The sequence below is a fragment of the Maribellus mangrovi genome, assembly GCF_037646455.1.
Taxonomy (GTDB): Bacteria; Bacteroidota; Bacteroidia; order Bacteroidales; family Prolixibacteraceae; genus Draconibacterium; species Draconibacterium mangrovi_A.
Genome location: NZ_JBBIXN010000001.1, coordinates 1,424,732 through 1,443,082 on the forward strand (window position 1 = coordinate 1,424,732; position 18,351 = coordinate 1,443,082).

The 18,351-nt window shown below is 39.4% G+C and carries 20 protein-coding genes; 4 read left to right on the top strand and 16 right to left on the bottom strand.

Features of this window, described 5'->3' with window-relative positions; all coding sequences use genetic code 11:
• Window position 1 precedes the first annotated feature (1 nt).
• The 13 genes from WFY05_RS05375 to WFY05_RS05435 form a co-directional block, all read right to left on the bottom strand.
• Window positions 2–613, bottom strand: a complete 612-nt coding sequence (locus WFY05_RS05375; protein ID WP_340111711.1) for a hypothetical protein — start codon at window positions 611–613, stop codon at window positions 2–4.
• A gap of 2 nt (window positions 614–615) precedes the next feature.
• The gene (locus WFY05_RS05380) at window positions 616–1,491 is read right to left on the bottom strand and encodes an LbetaH domain-containing protein (RefSeq protein WP_340111712.1); all 876 of its coding nucleotides are present in this window, start codon (window positions 1,489–1,491) and stop codon (window positions 616–618) included.
• A gap of 59 nt (window positions 1,492–1,550) precedes the next feature.
• Window positions 1,551–2,015, bottom strand: coding sequence for an acyltransferase (locus tag WFY05_RS05385; protein ID WP_340111713.1), 465 nt, complete (start codon window positions 2,013–2,015; stop codon window positions 1,551–1,553).
• Between the two features lie 4 nt (window positions 2,016–2,019).
• Window positions 2,020–2,439: a sugar 3,4-ketoisomerase gene (locus WFY05_RS05390; RefSeq protein ID WP_340111714.1), complete on the bottom strand. Its 420-nt coding sequence runs from the start codon at window positions 2,437–2,439 to the stop codon at window positions 2,020–2,022.
• On the bottom strand, window positions 2,424–2,828 hold the full coding sequence (locus WFY05_RS05395; protein WP_340111715.1) for a sugar 3,4-ketoisomerase: 405 nt from the start codon (window positions 2,826–2,828) through the stop codon (window positions 2,424–2,426). Before WFY05_RS05395 ends, WFY05_RS05390 begins: the two co-directional genes overlap by 16 nt.
• A 296-nt stretch (window positions 2,829–3,124) precedes the next feature.
• On the bottom strand, window positions 3,125–4,045 hold the full coding sequence (locus WFY05_RS05400) for a sulfotransferase (protein ID WP_340111716.1): 921 nt from the start codon (window positions 4,043–4,045) through the stop codon (window positions 3,125–3,127).
• Between the two features lie 679 nt (window positions 4,046–4,724).
• Window positions 4,725–5,081 carry a hypothetical protein gene (locus WFY05_RS05405; RefSeq protein ID WP_340111717.1) on the bottom strand — a complete coding sequence of 119 codons (357 nt, stop codon included), beginning with the start codon at window positions 5,079–5,081 and terminating at the stop codon, window positions 4,725–4,727.
• A gap of 419 nt (window positions 5,082–5,500) precedes the next feature.
• Entirely contained in the window at window positions 5,501–6,382 is an 882-nt protein-coding gene (locus tag WFY05_RS05410; RefSeq protein ID WP_340111718.1) for a Gfo/Idh/MocA family protein, read from the bottom strand.
• A gap of 83 nt (window positions 6,383–6,465) precedes the next feature.
• Complete coding sequence (locus tag WFY05_RS05415) at window positions 6,466–6,801, bottom strand: GxxExxY protein (RefSeq protein WP_437127404.1); 336 nt, start codon at window positions 6,799–6,801, stop codon at window positions 6,466–6,468.
• Between the two features lie 119 nt (window positions 6,802–6,920).
• On the bottom strand, window positions 6,921–8,231 hold the full coding sequence (locus tag WFY05_RS05420) for a nucleotide sugar dehydrogenase (protein WP_340111719.1): 1,311 nt from the start codon (window positions 8,229–8,231) through the stop codon (window positions 6,921–6,923).
• Window positions 8,224–8,796, bottom strand: coding sequence for an acyltransferase (locus WFY05_RS05425; RefSeq protein WP_340111720.1), 573 nt, complete (start codon window positions 8,794–8,796; stop codon window positions 8,224–8,226). The genes WFY05_RS05420 and WFY05_RS05425 overlap by 8 nt, the downstream gene beginning before the upstream one ends.
• Before the next feature lie 74 nt (window positions 8,797–8,870).
• Window positions 8,871–9,248, bottom strand: a complete 378-nt coding sequence (locus tag WFY05_RS05430) for a GxxExxY protein (protein WP_340111721.1) — start codon at window positions 9,246–9,248, stop codon at window positions 8,871–8,873.
• Between the two features lie 10 nt (window positions 9,249–9,258).
• Window positions 9,259–10,389 (bottom strand): DegT/DnrJ/EryC1/StrS family aminotransferase, encoded by a 1,131-nt coding sequence (locus WFY05_RS05435; RefSeq protein WP_340111722.1) that lies wholly within the window; start codon window positions 10,387–10,389, stop codon window positions 9,259–9,261.
• A 129-nt stretch (window positions 10,390–10,518) separates the two neighbouring features.
• On the opposite strand from WFY05_RS05435, the gene WFY05_RS05440 reads away from it, so the two are divergent.
• Entirely contained in the window at window positions 10,519–11,040 is a 522-nt protein-coding gene (locus tag WFY05_RS05440; RefSeq protein WP_340111723.1) for a DNA-3-methyladenine glycosylase, read from the top strand.
• A gap of 293 nt (window positions 11,041–11,333) precedes the next feature.
• Here the strand turns inward: WFY05_RS05440 and WFY05_RS05445 are convergent, their stop codons facing one another.
• The 3 genes from WFY05_RS05445 to WFY05_RS05455 all read right to left on the bottom strand — a co-directional run bounded on the left by WFY05_RS05445 (window position 11,334) and on the right by WFY05_RS05455 (window position 13,813).
• Window positions 11,334–11,546: a four helix bundle protein gene (locus WFY05_RS05445; protein WP_340111724.1), complete on the bottom strand. Its 213-nt coding sequence runs from the start codon at window positions 11,544–11,546 to the stop codon at window positions 11,334–11,336.
• Window positions 11,547–11,737: 191 nt separating this feature from the next.
• The gene (locus tag WFY05_RS05450) at window positions 11,738–13,174 is read right to left on the bottom strand and encodes an MFS transporter (protein WP_340111725.1); all 1,437 of its coding nucleotides are present in this window, start codon (window positions 13,172–13,174) and stop codon (window positions 11,738–11,740) included.
• A gap of 144 nt (window positions 13,175–13,318) precedes the next feature.
• A complete protein-coding gene (locus WFY05_RS05455; RefSeq protein ID WP_340111726.1) occupies window positions 13,319–13,813 on the bottom strand; it encodes a response regulator in 495 nt (164 codons plus the stop codon).
• A 162-nt stretch (window positions 13,814–13,975) separates the two neighbouring features.
• Between WFY05_RS05455 and WFY05_RS05460 the strand changes: the two genes are divergently transcribed.
• The 3 genes from WFY05_RS05460 to WFY05_RS05470 all read left to right on the top strand — a co-directional run bounded on the left by WFY05_RS05460 (window position 13,976) and on the right by WFY05_RS05470 (window position 18,122).
• On the top strand, window positions 13,976–14,746 hold the full coding sequence (locus WFY05_RS05460; protein ID WP_340111727.1) for a type III pantothenate kinase: 771 nt from the start codon (window positions 13,976–13,978) through the stop codon (window positions 14,744–14,746).
• 142 nt (window positions 14,747–14,888) lie between these two features.
• Window positions 14,889–16,814 (top strand): 1-deoxy-D-xylulose-5-phosphate synthase, encoded by a 1,926-nt coding sequence (dxs, locus tag WFY05_RS05465; RefSeq protein WP_340111728.1) that lies wholly within the window; start codon window positions 14,889–14,891, stop codon window positions 16,812–16,814.
• A gap of 120 nt (window positions 16,815–16,934) precedes the next feature.
• Window positions 16,935–18,122, top strand: coding sequence for a sensor histidine kinase (locus WFY05_RS05470; RefSeq protein ID WP_340111729.1), 1,188 nt, complete (start codon window positions 16,935–16,937; stop codon window positions 18,120–18,122).
• Window positions 18,123–18,351: the final 229 nt, after the last annotated feature.

Genomic DNA, 18,351 nt, shown 5'->3' on the forward strand with positions numbered 1-18,351 from the left:
CCTAATTTTGATTTATCATTGAGAAATATATAAATCCAACTGACTCACCATCCAACAATATCTCGGTTTTTGTCAGTTTAAAATTCATATTCTTTTTTAATATAAGAACCATATCCTTATAACTATTCGTTATATCACCACTTACCTCAAATCTGGTAAAAAGCCACTTTCCTTTTTTATCAGGATATAGCTGCTGTAACAATCTCTTATTTAATGATACTATTATCTCTGTATTTGAATATTCTACTGTTTCTAGAAGTGATATCGTTTGCGAATCTTTGTTAATTTTTGCCAAAGAAAATATTTCTTCTTCAGGATATTCATTTCTCGAGGTGATTGGATCTCCATTTTCAACGATTGATCCAAATAAAGAAACATTTTCATCCTTAATAACTTCAAAATAAGCATTATGTTCCTTATTCAATGAATCTTTCTGATCACTTAAATAAAGATCTATGTTCGTTCTTGCCATTTTATTGAAGGTCATGCTAATTGACAAGAAATGAATCTTTTTTTGGGCTAAAATATCCGTAACCTTATTAAAAATGTCCGGACCTTGGACATAATTCCTTTGTCCTTTAAAACTGACTTCAATCGATTCCTTGTACTCCATTGTTATTGATTTTTTACAAACATTCTGAGCGTAGATTTATGTTTTACTGCAAAATTTCCAGAAATCTCCTTTCCATCTTCCACATTCGAAACAACTACGCTTCCTATTTTAATACTACTACCATTACCAATCTTTATATTATGAGCAATTACCGTAGAGGGTCCTATCCAGTTATTGTCTCCAATGGAACAATATCCGCTAATTGTAGAACCTCCTGCAATTAGATTTCTATTTCCAATAGTGGTAGCATGTGCAATACTTGTATTCACACTAATTTTATTATAATCGCCAATTTCTGTGTAATTGCAAAAATAGTTCTTCTGAACAATTGCATTTGCCAGAATTTCGCATCCTTTACCGATTTTTACACCACCTGCATCTTCAACATAAATTAATTCACCGTCGACAAAAGTATTATGCATACCACGTGCGCCGATCACAGCATTGGGTCCAATATAAGTGCCATCTCCAATTATTGAATAATTTTCAACAATGACATTCTTATCAATAATTACATTCTTTCCGATAAAAACTTCTTCTCCAATAATAGCTGTTTCATGTATTTGCGCAGACTTGTCAATCCCCCAATCATATTTAAGCTCCATTACCTGCTTTTCGATTAGAAAGTTATGCAGTAAAAAAAAGTCTTTTTTAGGGCTTTTGCTAATAACCAATCCTTTATCGATACTAACAAGATGTGACGATTCATTATTTGTAATGATTGCTGTTACATTGGGATTATTATTAGCCAAATCGATATTCTTCAAATCCAAAGCGAACGTTACCGATTGAGGTAATGATGAAGTTGTATAATAGGTATTTTTTATAATTGCATCCCGAATGATCTGTTTCTCTGAAAAATAATCTTTTAACCTCATTGTACAAATTGTTTTAATTCTGGTTAGGTGGAGTATCAAAAGTACTTACTTCTATCTTTTTATTTATATATTTTTTTGACAAATTGTGCAGGATTACCAAACCAAAGCTCGTTATCAGGAACTGATTTCGTCACCACACTTCCTGCACCAATCATTGAATTCTTCCCAATCGTTATACCACCCAGAATAACTGATCCAGCTCCAATAGAAGCACCTTTCTTAATAATAGTCTTTTGTAACTCATTTAAATAATTTTTCGAGCGGGGATATTTATCATTGGTAAATGTAACATTGGGTCCTATAAATACATTGTCTTCCACCCTGATCCCATCCCAAAGTTGAACACCTGACTTTATTGTAACGTTGTCGCCTATCACCACGTCGTTCTCGATAAAAACATGACAATTAATATTACAATTCTTCCCGACAACAGCATTCTCGAGAATTACGCAATATTGCCAAATCCGAGTTCCTTCTCCAATATTTTTCGCTTTTACGTCGGTGTTGGGATGTATTAAGTTCATCTCATTACTTGAATTTCAAAAATGAATTATAATCTCTCCAATAATCAGCTTCATCATATTTCAGTGAAGCTAAGACTAAACAAACGGCACCTGAAGAAAAATTCAATAATTCACGCCAAATACCGGGGACAATGTGTAATCCAACATAAGGTCTGTCTAAATGAACTATTTTTCTTTGATTTCCATCATCAAGCAGGACATCAAAAGCACCACTAGCAGCAATTATAATTTGCTCCAGATTTTTATGTGCATGTCCACCTCTTTCCTCTCCTCCTGGAATATCGTACAAATAATAAACTCGCTTTATTGGAAAAGGGATTGAATGCTCATTCTCAAGCGCCGTGATATTTCCTGCTCTGTTGTGAATTTTGGGTAACTGCAGGACCTCGCAATCTTTGATTCTCGTTTCTAACCGTTTATCCATTTTAGATATTTTTCAAAGTCGCGAATATAATCTGATTCATCAAAAAAAGTAGAGCTCAATACTAAAGCAAGCGAGTTAGTCGAGAAATTATTCATTTCCCTCCACAAACCGTTAGGCACATACAAACCATAATAAGACCTGTTCAAGGAATATTTTACTTCTCCTTCTCCGTCTTGAATTACAACATCAAAACTACCTGATAACGCTACAATAAATTCCTCTTGTTCCTTAAAAGCATGTCCACCTCGCTTTTGTCCTCCGGGAACATCATAAATCCAGTAAGCTCTTTTAATATCGAAGGGAATGTGATTCAGCTCTTCGATAAAAGTTAGGTTGCCTCTATTATCCTCTATTTTAGGTAGATTTATGATTGTTACGCTACGTCTCATACCTTTTAAGTTAGCTGATGCAAATGATAAGCTATTCTATGTCTACAAATCTTGGTTAAGATTTTATTGTCTATGTCCAAAATTAACTTTTCTAGTGAACAATGCTACCATATCGACAAATTAAAAAAGCAGTAAATGTTTTTTGCTTGTCATACAACTTTATCGTTGAACAGACCAATATAATAGCCCTCGTGCACAAGATATATCCATAGTTATATTAAAGCGGTATCCTTTAAAAAACAACTCTTTCACCACAAATGTTAAAATACTATCTAATGAAAGTTTTATTGAGAAGCCTACCAATCAACCGCAGAATAAAACATGGAACTAATCAGTTTTGTACCATCTTTAATTCGGTTTATTTCATCTTCTGTCAAACGCTGTTTCCATGATTTAATATTTTTTTTAGAATCTCTTTTTAGCAAACTTTTCTTTTTCGAAGTCGTCGATTTGATAATATATTTTTGCACTTTTCTTGTCATTCTTAAATTAAGATATTCAAACATTTTTTCATATTCATGCTTTGGATCAAGACTCAAATCCTCATGACGAACAAAATACCATTGATCCTCGTACTCATTCATATAACGAATAATTACAGAATGAAAAATATTCCACATCAAAATGCCCTGATCAATAATATCTTTTTCATTCTGAGAATACTCCTGCAAATCAATTTCAAAATTAGGCAAGTAGCGTTTCATAAGATGTTCCTGATTAAGAAAGTGGGTAAAATCAAACTTCCAGTCTTTAACTTTAATGCTGGCAACAAATGCTGCTGGATGCCTAATTAAAACAACGACCTGGGCAGGTAATTCCTGCGATAACCACTCTGCAGACATTAGTGCAATGGGATCTTTGTATAATTTTCTTCGCCTATGACTAATTCCTGTTATTCTTAAAAGATATTTTTTTAGTGTTTTACGCGATTTTATTCGAAAAATCCTGACAAAAATATCCTGAAATTTAAACTGAGAGTAGCTTCTTATATATTTAATCACTCTCCTCTGATAATCTTCTGAAGATTCACCCGAAACATACTCAAACCAATATTTAAAAGGGAAAGGTGATTCTTTATGAGTGCTAATGTTAAAAGGTTCGTGAACATGGTATACTTGTTTTGATCTCCGAATCACACTTCCGACCCACGTAGAACCTGATCGATGAGAACCTGTTACTAAGATATTTGCTTTCTTTCTCTTTATTTTAAAACCCAAAACTTAATTAATTTTCAAAAAAATAAATGCTTCGTTACTTTTCAAAAGTAACCATTCTTCCGAAACATTTTTGCAACAAAAAGAAATAAAAGAATTTGGAATATTCTGCTGAAGAAAAGTATGGAATCAGAATCCTAATTAAAGTTATTCAGAAATTATGCCAAACCTCCCAATCCCTTACCCAATGGGACCTTCATAAACTTTTTGCATTGGGGCACGGAATCTTCTCCCAGGGGCAGGGCCCTATCCCCGGTCTACTCAGAATTATCCCCTTGGGGCGCGCTTCCATCCCCCTGGGGCGCAAAGCGAGTAACAAAGTACCGGAATCGAGCCCTTTAGGGCTGAAAATGATCCCCTGTTTTCGCCAAACAATCCCCTGAGGGCGTGGATTCATCCCCTGTTTTCACGGTTCGGTCCCCATGGGGCACAAAGCAAGTATCCCGGGGCGCAAAGCAAAAATACGGGGGATTGGTTCAAAAGAACAATTCAATTTAAAGAAAAGTTGTTTCGTTGTAACTACAAATAAGAAAATCAGAATTCGCGGAAATCACCGGCAAAGATAAAAGAATCAAATAGGCCCCCTTTGGGGGATTTAGGGGGTCATTCACACTGATTTTTAAACAGGCTGCCACAAAGAAGCCATCCCGAAAAACAGGATGGCCGCTTTAAAAGTTCGTGTCTAAGCCTCGTCGGAGACAGTCTCCGCTTTGCTTTTGACTTTGCGCAGTTTTCGAAGCTCCTGGACCAAAGGATGATCCTTGCCCAGAAAACCGGCAATGATCTCTACACTGGCCGATCCATCGTCGTATGCCGTTTTAAGCGTTTGTATGGCCTCTTGTGTGGCGGCTTTTGCAGCAGCTTTGGCATCGGTTTGACGACCTTCGGCCTCGTCGGCAGCAGCTAACTCGCTTTGCAGCTGAGTTATTTTTGCCGTTGGATCGAAACCACTATCGGTAAGCAGCGTAGTGTTCTGTTGCAGAATAGTGATCATCTGCGAAACGAAATCGCGCTTTCCCGATTCAGTCATTTTTGCCATATTGCAAAAAGTTTATGGTGAAAACTATAAATGTTGGGCCGCCTGAAGTTTCCAGACCGAGGGCGGCCTCTTTATCGCCGGCCATTTCATAAAGCCGGTGTACATACCATCCCTGTGGTATGTGAACAGAGCGTGTTAAAATTTAAACCGTGTAAACAGACGTTTAAGGGCCTGCTGAATGTTTTGGTTTTAACTTAGCTGCAAATTATGAAAAACAAAGCTGGATGTCAAGATGTTATGGAGCAGGGGGAATAGATTGCTTCGCCTCCGGCTCGCAATGACATGCTTAACATGTATTGACTGGCAGCGGACAAGGAGATCTATCTTCGAACTATATAGCTGCTGTCCGCTGCCCTATTTACGCCAGTAAGATCTGTCATGGCGAGAGCACAAAGAGATCGAAGCCATCTCTTCTATGCCTATCGAATTTGATCGGTCAATTCAATACTTTCCCGCGCATCATCAATTCCAAATCCATTGCCGACCAGTATTTGACGGTAGGTTTCGGTGTGCAGATCGGTAAAACCTTCGCTGAATTCCAGCTCATTTCCATCAATTTTTATGGAGCGGAAAGTTCTTTTACCTTCATTGGTGACCAATTCTGGGAGATCATTGACATCGAGACTGAGGAACCAGCTGACTTTTGCTTTTTCAAGCTCAAGGATCCCGGACATTTTTTGTCCGTGTTTTTCAACTGTATTACTAATTACTCCGCCAAAGATCCAGGTCAGCATATCGAAAAAATGAATTCCAATGTTGGCGGCAATACCTCCCGATTTTTGCGAATCGCCTTTCCAGCTTTTCCAGTACCATTTACCGCGGGAAGTAATGTATTTCAAATCAACCTGGAAGAAATCCTTGTCTGATTTTTCAATTTCTTGCTTTAATTTTATGATCGCCGGATGGTAACGCAACTGAAGTACAGTGTATACTTTTTTACCGCTTTCGGCTTCCAGCTTTTCTATTTTTTTCAGGTCGGCCGTATCCAGAACCAGCGGTTTTTCGCAAATTACATCACACCCGTTTTTTAAGCTCAGTTCAATGTGTTTAAAGTGCAGATAATTGGGTGAACAAATGCTAACAAAATTAACAGGGTTGCCTTCTTTTTTGCACTTTTGAAGAAACCGGACCAACTCCGCTTCTGAAGTAAAAAATTCGGCTTCCGGGAAATAGGCATCCATTCGTCCCATCACATCAAAAACATCCATAGCACAAACCAATTCATTTCCGGTTTCTTTAATGGCTCGTATGTGCCGCTCAGCTACAAAACCTGCTGCTCCTATCAGTGCAAATCGTTTCATCTAAATCCTTTTTTTACCGCTGAGGCGCTAAGACGCTATGTCTATTTCTTTGTGTCTTCCCGTCTTTGCGGTTAGCTCTTCCATTAAAATTTGTTCACAAATCTTCTGAAGCCTTCTTTCAACAAAGGAACATTAAAATTAATTAAAAATCCCAGTCGTTTATCGGTGAGTTTTAAATGTGAAATAATCTGCGCCTCGTGAACGGGTAAGACAATTTCTACAGCCTTCAACTCAATAACAATCTCCCTTTCAACCAAAATATCAATGCGATAATCCTTTCCCAGCATGAAACCTTTATACTGAAGCTGAACGGGCACCTGGTTCTCTGCAAAAATTCCCCTCAGCTCAAATTCCTTCATCAGACAATATTCATACACTGATTCAAGTAAGCCAGGCCCCATTTCTTTATGTACACTCATTGCAGCATCCAGAATTTCTTTTAAAGTTGGTTGTATCTGTCTCTATTCATTGTTTGGTTGTTATTAAGTCGCAAATAAGCATAGTTTTTCGCGACTTTGCGTCTCTGCGGTTAAGGTCTCTAAAGCTTATACACCTTATTTGAAGCCTTCGATATCACGTTTCTCAGGTCGACAATCAAATTCGAATTCTTTTCAATAAAATCAGGATCAAAGATAGAATGATTGGTGGTTATTACGACACAATCAGCTGATCTAAGTTTTTCTTCCGAGAGTTCAACTGACTCATAACCTTTACCGGCCTCCAATTCAACTTTTGCAATAAACGGATCGTGGTACAGAATCTCACCTCCCTTTTTCGCAACTTCTTCCATTATTTTCAGTGCCGGCGATTCGCGGTCGTCAGCAATATTGGGTTTATAAGCTACCCCAAGAAATAAAATCTTACTGCCATTAATTGCTTTTTTCTGCCGGTTTAAAGCAGAGGTTATTTTCAGCGTCATTCGGTGTGCCATCAGCAAATCGATATGCCCGGCGGTGTGGATCATCGACAATTCGAAATTGAATTTTCGGGCAATGCTTTCGAGGTAAAAAGGATCGAGCGGTATACAGTGGCCACCAATTCCGGGCCCCGGATAAAAGGCCTGAAATCCGAAAGGTTTGGTTTTGGCAGCTTCAATAACTTCCCAAATGTTAATGTCCATTTTACCTGCCAGTAATGCCATTTCGTTAATTAGGCTGATGTTAACAAGGCGATAAGTGTTTTCAAGAATTTTTACCATTTCGGCCACACGCGGTGAACTTACAGGGTAAACCTCATCAACGGCCAGTTTATAAATGGCTTCACCAATTTCCAGTCCGTCGGGATGGAGTGCCCCTATAACTTTTGGCGTATTTTTAGTATTAAATTCCTTATTCCCGGGATCGACACGTTCGGGTGAATAAGCCAGCCAAAAATCCTTCCCTGCCGTCAATCCCGACTTTTCTTCAAGAACAGGAAGTACAAAATCTTCAGTGGTTGTTGGATAGGTTGTACTTTCGAGGCTGATAAAAGTACCGGGAATCATGTTTTCTCCGATCGCTTTGCAAGCCTCTTTTATGTAAGTCATATCCGGTTTCCGGAATTCATCAAGCGGAGTAGGTACGCAAATAAAGATGGCATCGCAGTCTTTTAATCCTGAAAAATCAGTACTCGCCGAAAGTCGCCCTCCTTCAACCATGCTGACTACTGATTCATTGTCAACATCAGATATATAATTGACTCCCTTATTCAGATCCGACACTCGTTGTTCCATGGTATCAAAACCTGTCACTTTTATTCCACTCTCAGCAAAGTTCACTGCCAACGGCAAGCCGACATACCCCAGACCGATGACTCCGATTTGGATCTGCCGCTCGTCAATTTTTTCGCATATAATTTCTTTGTTATTCATTCAAACTCAATTTCAGATTTCCATCAACAAGGCTATATCTTTCTCCGGTTTCAGGGCAAACAAAATCATCTCCCAATACATTTCCCGCGCGGCTTACCCAGCCTGTTTGTTGGGCAGGAACGCCTGTTACCAATGCAAACGGCTTAACATTTTTTGCTACAACGGCTCCGGCACCTACCATGCAATATTCACCTAAAGTAAGTCCGCAAATAATTGTAGCGTTTGCTCCAATTGTGGCTCCTCGTTTTACCAATGTATGCTTGAAATCACTTTTCCGTTCTATAGCGCTACGCGGATTAATAACATTGGTAAATACCATAGATGGCCCCAGGAAAACATCATCTTCGCACACTACTCCTTCGTACACCGAAACGTTGTTTTGTACCTTTACATTGTTCCCAAGCTTCACCTTATTCCCGATAAAAACATTCTGCCCGAGAATGCAATTATCCCCGATCTCAGCTGAGCCCATAATATGCGAAAAATGCCAGATTTTTGTACCAACACCGATTATGGCACCTTCATCAATAATTGCTGTTTCGTGTGCGAAATATTTATTTTTCATTATTTCTTGTTCTCTGCGACCTGGCGACTTTGCGAGAGTTTTTCTCACCAAGGCGCCAAGACGCTAAGTAATTTTTACAGATTATTTACAATTCGTGTAATTCCGTCCTTTATAAGTCTTTCATTAAAATTTATCAATAATCCCAATTTCAAGCCCGTAATTTTCAAATATGTTAAAAGTTGTTTCGGATGAACCGGAGCGATAGCTTCCACAGACTTTAGTTCAACTATTACCTTGCCTTCCACAATCAGATCAGCTCTGAATCCAATTTCCATTTTCGTTTCTCCCCAAATCAAAGGAATCGCTTTTTGCCGTTCTACATCAAGTCCCTTTTTGGTTAATTCAAAAAATAGAATTTCCTCGTAAACCGATTCCAGTAAACCGGGCCCCAAAGCTACATGAATATCATAGCAGGTATTAACAATTATTTTTGCTACATCGTTTTCCGTCATAGCTTTTAATTTAACCTTGCGTCTTAGCGCCTTTGCGAGAAATAAAAAACTCCTTAATATTCCTTACTATATACTCCAACTGCTCCTCTTCCAACTCGGTATGCATAGGAAGCGACAGCACCGTTTGTGATAATTTTTCTGAAACAGGAAAATCTCCTTCCCGGTAGCCCAAATGCTGATAGGCTTCCTGCAAGTGCAGCGATTTCGGGTAATAAACCACTGAAGGAATGTCTTTGCTTTTCAGAAATTCCTGCAATTCATCGCGCTTCTCAGTTTGAACGGTATACTGGTGAAAAGTATGCGTACTGTAATTTACCCTTGCCGGTATTTTAAGGTCACCAATTCCCTTTAAATGCGCATCATAATAGGCCGCTGCATTTTGTCTGGCCTCGATGTGTTTATCAAGGTATTTTAGTTTCACCTTCAAAATAGCCGCCTGAATGCTGTCGAGACGGGAATTTACGCCGATACGCTCATATTCATATTTAGCCTTCATCCCGTGATTGGCAATGGACCGCACTTTGGCTGCCAGCTCCTTATTATCTGTAAAAACTGCTCCCCCATCACCAAAAGCTCCGAGGGTTTTTGATGGGAAAAAAGAATTGCAACCGATATTACCGATCGTTCCGGCTTTTTTTAAAGATCCATCCTGAAAAAAATAATCAGTCCCCAGCGCCTGACAGGCATCTTCGATTACAAACAAATTGTGTTCTTTTGCAAGACCTGTCACTTCCTCCATATTGGCGCATTGCCCAAATAAATGAACCGGTAATATAACTTTCGTTTTTGGAGTGACTACCTGCTTCACCCTGCTGACATCCATATTAAAAGTTTCGGGATCGACATCGACAAAGACCGGCTTTAATCCCATTAAAACTGCAGCTTCAACGGTAGAAACAAAAGTGAAAGGTGTTGTGATAACTTCATCGCCAGGTTGAAGATCGAGTGCCATAAGGGCGATCTGCAAAGCATCGGTACCATTTCCACAACTTACAACATTGGTTTTCAAATAGTCAGCAAGACTGGCTTCAAAATCATTTACTTTTCCGCTTTTTACAAACCTTGCTGAACGGATCACTTCCTGAATTGCAGTATCAATCTCCTCCTTCATGGTAAGGTACTGCCCGTATAAATCTGACATATGGATGGTTTGCATAAGCCGGCTGAAATTCTACCAATTAAACTTTAAAAATATAAAATTAGTATTCAGCGGGCAGACATTCAGATTTTATTTTGCATTTTGAAACACGAAAACCATCATTTTGAAATAATGGGCAGAAAACAAAAACTTCCAATTTCTTTCTTCAGCAACGATGTACTCGATGTCGCTCCAAATCTACTCGGAAAAAGCATTGTTAGAAAATTCGATGATGGGACTATCGGAAAATACATCATTACCGAGGTGGAAGCTTATCGGGGAGTGGAAGATTTGGCCTGCCATGCCAGCAAAGGAAGAACGGCCCGCACAGAAATAATGTTTCATGCAGGCGGAGTGGTATATGTTTACCTTATTTACGGGATGTACTGGATGCTAAACATTGTGACAGGCAAAGAGGGTGATGCTTCAGCAGTTTTGATCCGTGGGATGAATGATATCAGCGGCCCGGGACGAGTTGGCAAGGTTCTTCAACTGGATAAATCATTTTATGGTGAAGATCTCTCAACGTCAGAAAGGCTGTGGACTGAAGATTCAAAATTAAAACCGGACTATATCACGACGCCACGCATAGGAATTGACTTTGCCGGTGAGCCCTGGATTAGTAAACCCTGGCGGTTTGTAATAAAAGAATAACCAATGTAAAATCAGCATTATCCAATTCCCATTGGATATTCTATATTGAGGATTGGAAATTGAATATTAAATCCAAATCAACAAAATTCAAAACATTCAATGTAGAATAACCAATATACAATTTCCAACGATATTGAAAGGATTAGCTAGAGCCTCGACTTCGCTGTTTTTACAATTTTCGCAAAAATAGCAAGTAGCTCATTGTTTTCTTTTAATACCGGTAAAATTTCAATATCTTCAATATATTGCTTTCTTTTAATAATCAGAAGACAGACATTTGTTTCACGAAGTTCCTATAAAATAATTTGCATTTTGTGCACAAAATCTTTTTGAGATTCTGCAGCCTGAGCTTCTCCATAATTAAGTGCAGGAGAAGTACTACTTCTGATCATTTGTCTTGATAAATGATTGGCTAATCTGGTTTGTGGAAGTTTTTCAATAATCGCATCCACCAACAAAACAAAATCGATCAATCGCTCTTCAAGATCATATTTTCTTTTTTGCATATCTAAGGATTTTTAGCTATCACGTTATGAAAAAGATTACCCAATATCCAAAATCGAAGTACTATTGGATATTCTACATTGAATATTGGTTATTGGATATTTAAAGTTTCTAACAAATAATATCCGGAGAAATAAACAATGTATAATTCCCAAACTATACTAAAACTCTAAATTGTTGACTACATGTCTTCTTAATGGCGCTTCCCTTTCATCACAAACTTATCGTAAAGGAATAGCGCCACAACGGCCGCCAGTCCGATAATCAGGATCACCATCCATATTTGCGACGGATTGTATTTATCCCAAAGCTGGTTGGTTAACTCGGTCGGCGTCATCCCCAACTTTTGTGCGGCTGCATTAAAGTATTCGTTTTGGGTGAGCCCGTCGGCCATTTGTATTCCTTTTTCAGCCACTTCCTGTCTCACAAATACGTTTTTATCCGACATGGCACCATACACATTCCCTGAAATAATTCCCGCAAATACGTTACCTAAGAAAACAGGAATAAACGAGTAGCCCATGTAAAGCGCCTTTTTATCGCTTGGTGCAATGCGCCCGATGTATTCAGTGATCTTTGGCGATCCCGCCATTTCACCAATGGCAAAAATATAGATGGCCACAAGGGTGAACAGGACATTTTGTGTTGAAAGGGTCAGTGCCATACCAATGGCACACACCAGGAAACCCGACATCATAGAACGCAAAGGACGCCATTTCATCACAACGGTAGATACAATGATCTGGAAGATGATAATGAACATCGCGTCGAAATTGGTAATAAACTCGGCCTCCATTTGTCCGCTTTCGGCAATCCCGTAATTCTCGCTAAAGAAGGGCAGGTACTGATGGAAGAAATTGTAAACAGCGCTCGTATCAACCCACTGTGCAATAAAAACAGGCAGTGTAAAGAAAAGCTGGTTATACATGGTCCAGAAACCGGCCACTATAACCAAGAACAGTACAAACTTAAAATCTTTGACTACCATTCCTATATTAGTAAAAACCTTTCCGATCGACACCCAGATAGAATCGGTGTTAACGGTTCGATCAGGCTCTTTGTAAAATATCAACAGGATAAAATTCAATGCCACGATACCGGCAGAAATGTAAAACACCAACTCCGATTGTCCTTTAAATAACAAGGTAACCAGCGGGCCAAAGAAAGCTCCGATGTTCACCATCATATAAAAAATACCGAAGCCAATGGATGCTGTTTCGTCATCTGTTGTTTTGGCAATTGTAGCTGAGATAATGGGCTTAAAAAGTGCTGCACCCAGGGCCAGATAAAGATACATGGCAAATACTCCTGTAAAGGTGTTAAAGTGCGGCAACAAAATAAACGCAGAAGTATAGACCATAAAGGCTATAAATAACACCCTTTTATAACCGTATTTATCTGCAATTGATCCGGTAATTACCGGCAAAAAATAAAGGATACCTGTTCCGATACCCATTATCAATCCTTTTTGTTCCTGGGAGAATTCCAATCCGCCCATATCTGCCGATCCGGTGAGGTAATTGGCAAACAGCATGAAAAATCCGTACCACGCCCAGCGTTCGAACAATTCAATGGTGTTAGCTATCCAGAAACTACGATTGTACTTTTTTATGACTGCAGTAAATCCCATGACCAAAATTTTTTATGAAGCGCACAAGGTACTAAAAATGGATAATTATGAGATGATGATTATCATCGAATCAAACTAATCTCATTCAATAAAAAACACCCGTCAAAATTAACAGGTGTTTTAAATGAAATATTTTTAAAATGCTTAAAAATCGAGATCAAGAAACATCGACATTACAATAATGATCATTATTACCAGGAAGAGCAATACAAAGAATCCCACTACGCCAATCCTAAATCCCTTACTCTGTTTTTCTCGTTTTGTTGTTGAAATCAGGTTATTAATGGATTTTACAAGGCTTTTAGGCGCTTTATCGTTTTTAACAATATAGTCGGCTGCTCCTAATTTCATAATCTGAACAGCCACTTCCACATCATTTTGACCACTCAGAAAGATAAAATCCACCTCCGGATGTTCTTTCTGAACTTTTAGCATCAGTTCAAGTCCGTTCATCCCGGTAGAAACATAATCAAGAACAATTATATCGGGTTTCAGATGTATATCCTTCAGACATTCATCCCCGCTTTTATACAGTTTGATATCCGAGAATTTGTTGGCTTTAAGAAAATTAACAATAAGATCCTTGTAAACAACGCTGTCTTCAATAATAAAAATGCGCGGATTTTTTGTTTTTTGCATAATTTCCGAGTTGAATTGCTAGTTTGCATTTGCTCTAAAATTAATACTTTTTTGATAAGAAAACAATCATATTAAAAAGCGCAGGCGAATAAAGCATTTAATTTTGGGGTTTGACAATAAAAAAATTATCTTTCTTCGACGAAGGTGTCTTAACTTAGCAGCATGTTACTGGTTATCGATATAGGGAATACGAACATTGTTTTTGGGGTGTATCGCGAAAACAACTGGTTAAATCACTGGCGCATTCAAACCGATCATTTAAAAACCGCCGATGAGTACGAGGTTATTTTTCGCTCCTTGTTAACTGCCGGAAAAATATGCCGCTCGGATGTTGAAAAGATCATCCTGAGCAGTGTTGTGCCATCGCTTGTGCGCCCGTTTAACGAGATGCTTGCTCAACTTTTCGAATCGGCTCAGCTTCATACTTTAAATCCGGAAGTGTATGATAAACTTCCTGTAAAAGTTTTAAATCCTTACGAAATCGGGACAGATCTGGTTGCCAACGCAGTTGCAGCTCACCAGCGATTTGGCGCACTGACCATGGTCATCGATTTTGGAACGGCACTCACTTTTACAACCATTGGAACCGACAACGAGATTGCCGGCGTTGCCATTGCTCCCGGTCTCGAAACTGCAGTAGGTGCCCTTGCCGGAAAAACTGCACAACTCCCGCAAATTCATTTGATCCCGCCTCCATCCGTATTGGGAACAAATACAGTTCACGCCATTCAAAGCGGTATTGTTTATGGCTATACGGGGTTGGTTGATTCGGTGATTGAACGCACCGAACAGGAACTAAAACATAAATTTAATGTGGTTGCCACCGGAGGATTAAGCGCTGTAATCGCGCCGCTAACAAAAAACATTCAGCATACCGACACCATGTTAACGTTGAAGGGATTGGTTCACATTGCCGGATTAATTGACAGGTAAGATGTTCTGTAATCGATGATTTCTCATTTTTTATTTGGGTCAAAATTACTTTATTTACATTCCTTCCGAACAACTACGCTTTTTTGATGTTTGAAGTGTAGTCACGGAAATGTTATCTTTGCAGTCATTTTGAGTTGAGTTGATGGAATACGAACAGGGGAAAATACTGGAAAACATACATAGTCCGGCAGATTTAAAAAAGCTGTCGATTGACCAGTTAGAGGAAGTTTGCGGAGAGTTGCGCCAATACATTATTGATGTTGTGTCATCGAATCCGGGGCATTTTGGTGCCAGTCTGGGTGTAGTGGAATTAACAGTCGCTCTTCATTATGTATACAATACACCTTACGATCAGTTGGTTTGGGACGTTGGTCACCAGGCTTACGGACACAAAATTCTTACAGGAAGACGAGATAATTTTGATACCAACCGAAAATACAAAGGGATAAGCGGATTCCCAAAGCGCAAAGAAAGCGAGTACGACAGTTTTGGTGTAGGTCATTCGTCCACTTCCATATCGGCAGCGTTGGGTATGGCCATTGCATCGAAACTTAAAAAAGAAGAAGACCGAAAAGTAGTGGCCGTAATTGGCGATGGAGCAATGACCGGTGGTATGGCCTTTGAAGCCTTAAACAATGCAGGAGGGGAAAATGCTGATATTCTGGTTGTTTTAAACGATAACAACATGGCCATCGACCCGAGTGTTGGCGGCCTGAACAAATACCTGCTGAACATCAGTACCTCAAATACTTACAACCGCTTTAAACACGATGTGTGGGAAGGTCTGGGTAAACTCGACGGACTGGGTAAAAAAACCCGTAAGTTTATTCAGAAGAACCAGCACGCACTTAAGAACATCATATTCAAAGAAAATACACTTTTCGAAGCCTTCAATTTCAGGTACTTTGGTCCGGTTGACGGCCACGATGTTGAGTACCTGACAAAGTTGCTAAGTGACCTGAAAGATATTCCCGGCCCAAAATTGCTACACGTTATCACGCAAAAGGGTAAAGGATTTGAACTTGCTGAAAAGCATCAGACAAAGTACCACGCTCCCGGAATTTTTGATAAAAAAACCGGGGAAATATTTTCGTGCGGGTGCACTATTGACCAGGCGCCAAAATTTCAGAATGTATTTGGAGAGACGCTGTTGGAACTGGCCGAGAAAAACGAGGCCATTGTTGGAATAACACCTGCCATGCCAAGCGGTTGTTCCATGAACCTGATGATCGAAAAAATGCCGGAGCGGGCTTTCGATGTTGGGATTGCCGAGCAACATGCCGTTACTTTTTCAGCAGGTCTTGCCACACAGGGATTGATTCCGTTTTGTAACATTTATTCCACATTTATGCAACGGGCCTACGACCAGGTGATCCACGATGTGGCCATACAAAACCTGCATGTTGTTTTTTGCCTCGACCGGGGAGGACTGGTTGGTGAAGACGGCCCGACTCATCACGGTACGTTCGATATATCTTACATGCGTTGCGTTCCCAACATGATTGTGGCAGCACCAATGGATGAAATCGATTTACGAAACCTGATGTACACTTCGCAACTGAAAGAAAATGCTGCGCCATGGTCGATTCGTTATCCGCGTGGTTGCGGCGTAATTCCCGACTGGAAAAAACCTTTCGAAAAGCTGGAAGTAGGTAAAGGCCGAAAATTGACCGATGGGACCGATGTGGCCATTCTGACAATTGGCAAATCAGGTATTTTTGCACAATCTGCCGTGAAAGATCTTGCGAAAAAAGGCATTTCAGCAGCCCATTACGACCTTCGATATGTTAAACCACTCGACGAAGAGTTACTGACGGAAGTTTTCGAAAATTTCGATAACATAATAACGGTAGAAGACGGCACCGTTAAAGGTGGATTCGGAAGTGCAGTTCTTGAATTTATGATAGAGGAAGGCTATGCTAAAAAGATCAAAATCATAGGAGTTCCCGATCGATTTATCGAACACGGCACACCTGAAGATCTCTATGAAGAATGTGGTATAGATGAAAAAGGAATTGCAAAAGCCGCGGTTCACATTATGGAAAACCACCGCACTAAAATCCTATAACATTATTCACCCGGCAAACTAACTCCTGAGCCGATTTTCAACCATTTTAAGGAACGCATATATTCAATATAATATTTGTATCTTTCTTCCGTTTGCTTCATTGTACTAAAAACACTAGCATTGGACATTTATCTGAAAAGAAGACGGGGGAAGATTTTACTGCTGATCGTGGCAGTAGTAATCGGAGTGGCATCGCTGCTATACACCAACTGGCTAACCAACAAAATGGCACAGGAAGAGCGCAAAAAAGTTGAAATATGGGCCGAAGCAATCAAAGGTCTTATAGATGTTTCCATTGATACGTCTTCACCTTCGCAGGAAATGGCGATGCTGGAAACCCGCTACCTGAATTTTCTGAATATGGTGAATGAGCGGAATACCACCATTCCAATTCTCATTATTAATCAGGATGGCAGCTTTAACCTTGACCATAACATCAGCTACCGCGAAGAACGCCGGGAGGAAGTTTTAACCAAGGAACTGAAAAAAATGAAAGCTTATGCCGAACCCATTCCCATAAACCTGGGCGACGACAATACGCTTTTACTCTATCACCGCGAATCCACAATTTTACGCAACCTTCGCTGGTATCCCATTATTCAGCTTGTAGTTATTATAATATTCATTGTTGTAGCTTATTTTGCTTTTCTGGCTACCAACAAAGCCGAACAAAACCAGGTTTGGGTGGGCATGTCTAAGGAAACAGCCCACCAGCTGGGCACGCCTATTTCGTCGTTGATGGCCTGGATCGAACTGCTTAAACTTAAAGATGTAGATGAGAATCTGATCAAAGAGCTCGAACGCGATACTTCACGACTGGAAAGGATCACAGAACGTTTCTCAAAAATCGGTTCGAAACCCGAATTATTACGAATCAACCTGATCGAGGTACTAAATTCGGCCGTGAGTTACCTGAAGAGCCGCTCATCGGAAAAAGTAAAGTTCGTAACCAATTACGATAAAAATGCCTATGTTGAAACGCCACTCAATGCGGCCCTGTTTTCATGGGTGATCGAGAACATTTGCAAAAATGCCATCGATGCCATGACCAACTCCGGCACCATTACCATTAACGTTGAGGAAAAAAACGAACACGTTACAATCGACATTACCGATTCGGGATGTGGCGTTGCAAAATCAAATCATAAAACCATTTTTCAACCCGGATTCTCCACCAAGAAACGTGGCTGGGGACTTGGATTATCACTGGCTAAACGCATTGTCGAAATCTATCATAACGGCAAAATTTTTATTAAATGGTCGGAAATTGGTAAAGGCACCACCTTCAGAATCATTCTTCAAAAATAGGTTTAAAAACATCTTCGCACACAACTTATTGTTGTTCTTAAAGTTACAAGAAATAACTAAAGCCTTTCTTACTTAAAATCATTCTGTTCTATTCTTTTTTTTGGAGATGTCCTAATTTTTTTCAGGAATAATTTATATAATTGTATTCTAAATTGTAGAAATAACAATAAGCTACTAAACTAAATCAAAACTAAGTGTATGATAAAACCATTATTCCATCATTTTACTT

Excerpts from the sequence above, each read along its gene's own strand:
- WFY05_RS05375 (WP_340111711.1), bottom strand. The coding sequence starts at position 613 with ATGGAGTACAAGGAATCGATTGAAGTCAGTTTTAAAGGACAAAGGAAT.
- WFY05_RS05380 (WP_340111712.1), bottom strand. The coding sequence starts at position 1,491 with ATGAGGTTAAAAGATTATTTTTCAGAGAAACAGATCATTCGGGATGCA.
- WFY05_RS05385 (WP_340111713.1), bottom strand. The coding sequence starts at position 2,015 with ATGAACTTAATACATCCCAACACCGACGTAAAAGCGAAAAATATTGGA.
- WFY05_RS05390 (WP_340111714.1), bottom strand. The coding sequence starts at position 2,439 with ATGGATAAACGGTTAGAAACGAGAATCAAAGATTGCGAGGTCCTGCAG.
- WFY05_RS05395 (WP_340111715.1), bottom strand. The coding sequence starts at position 2,828 with ATGAGACGTAGCGTAACAATCATAAATCTACCTAAAATAGAGGATAAT.
- WFY05_RS05405 (WP_340111717.1), bottom strand. The coding sequence starts at position 5,081 with ATGGCAAAAATGACTGAATCGGGAAAGCGCGATTTCGTTTCGCAGATG.
- WFY05_RS05410 (WP_340111718.1), bottom strand. The coding sequence starts at position 6,382 with ATGAAACGATTTGCACTGATAGGAGCAGCAGGTTTTGTAGCTGAGCGG.
- WFY05_RS05415 (WP_437127404.1), bottom strand. The coding sequence starts at position 6,801 with ATGAGTGTACATAAAGAAATGGGGCCTGGCTTACTTGAATCAGTGTAT.
- WFY05_RS05420 (WP_340111719.1), bottom strand. The coding sequence starts at position 8,231 with ATGAATAACAAAGAAATTATATGCGAAAAAATTGACGAGCGGCAGATC.
- WFY05_RS05425 (WP_340111720.1), bottom strand. The coding sequence starts at position 8,796 with ATGAAAAATAAATATTTCGCACACGAAACAGCAATTATTGATGAAGGT.
- WFY05_RS05430 (WP_340111721.1), bottom strand. The coding sequence starts at position 9,248 with ATGACGGAAAACGATGTAGCAAAAATAATTGTTAATACCTGCTATGAT.
- WFY05_RS05435 (WP_340111722.1), bottom strand. The coding sequence starts at position 10,389 with ATGTCAGATTTATACGGGCAGTACCTTACCATGAAGGAGGAGATTGAT.
- WFY05_RS05440 (WP_340111723.1), top strand. The coding sequence starts at position 10,519 with ATGGGCAGAAAACAAAAACTTCCAATTTCTTTCTTCAGCAACGATGTA.
- WFY05_RS05445 (WP_340111724.1), bottom strand. The coding sequence starts at position 11,546 with ATGCAAAAAAGAAAATATGATCTTGAAGAGCGATTGATCGATTTTGTT.
- WFY05_RS05450 (WP_340111725.1), bottom strand. The coding sequence starts at position 13,174 with ATGGGATTTACTGCAGTCATAAAAAAGTACAATCGTAGTTTCTGGATA.
- WFY05_RS05455 (WP_340111726.1), bottom strand. The coding sequence starts at position 13,813 with ATGCAAAAAACAAAAAATCCGCGCATTTTTATTATTGAAGACAGCGTT.
- WFY05_RS05460 (WP_340111727.1), top strand. The coding sequence starts at position 13,976 with ATGTTACTGGTTATCGATATAGGGAATACGAACATTGTTTTTGGGGTG.
- dxs (WP_340111728.1), top strand. The coding sequence starts at position 14,889 with ATGGAATACGAACAGGGGAAAATACTGGAAAACATACATAGTCCGGCA.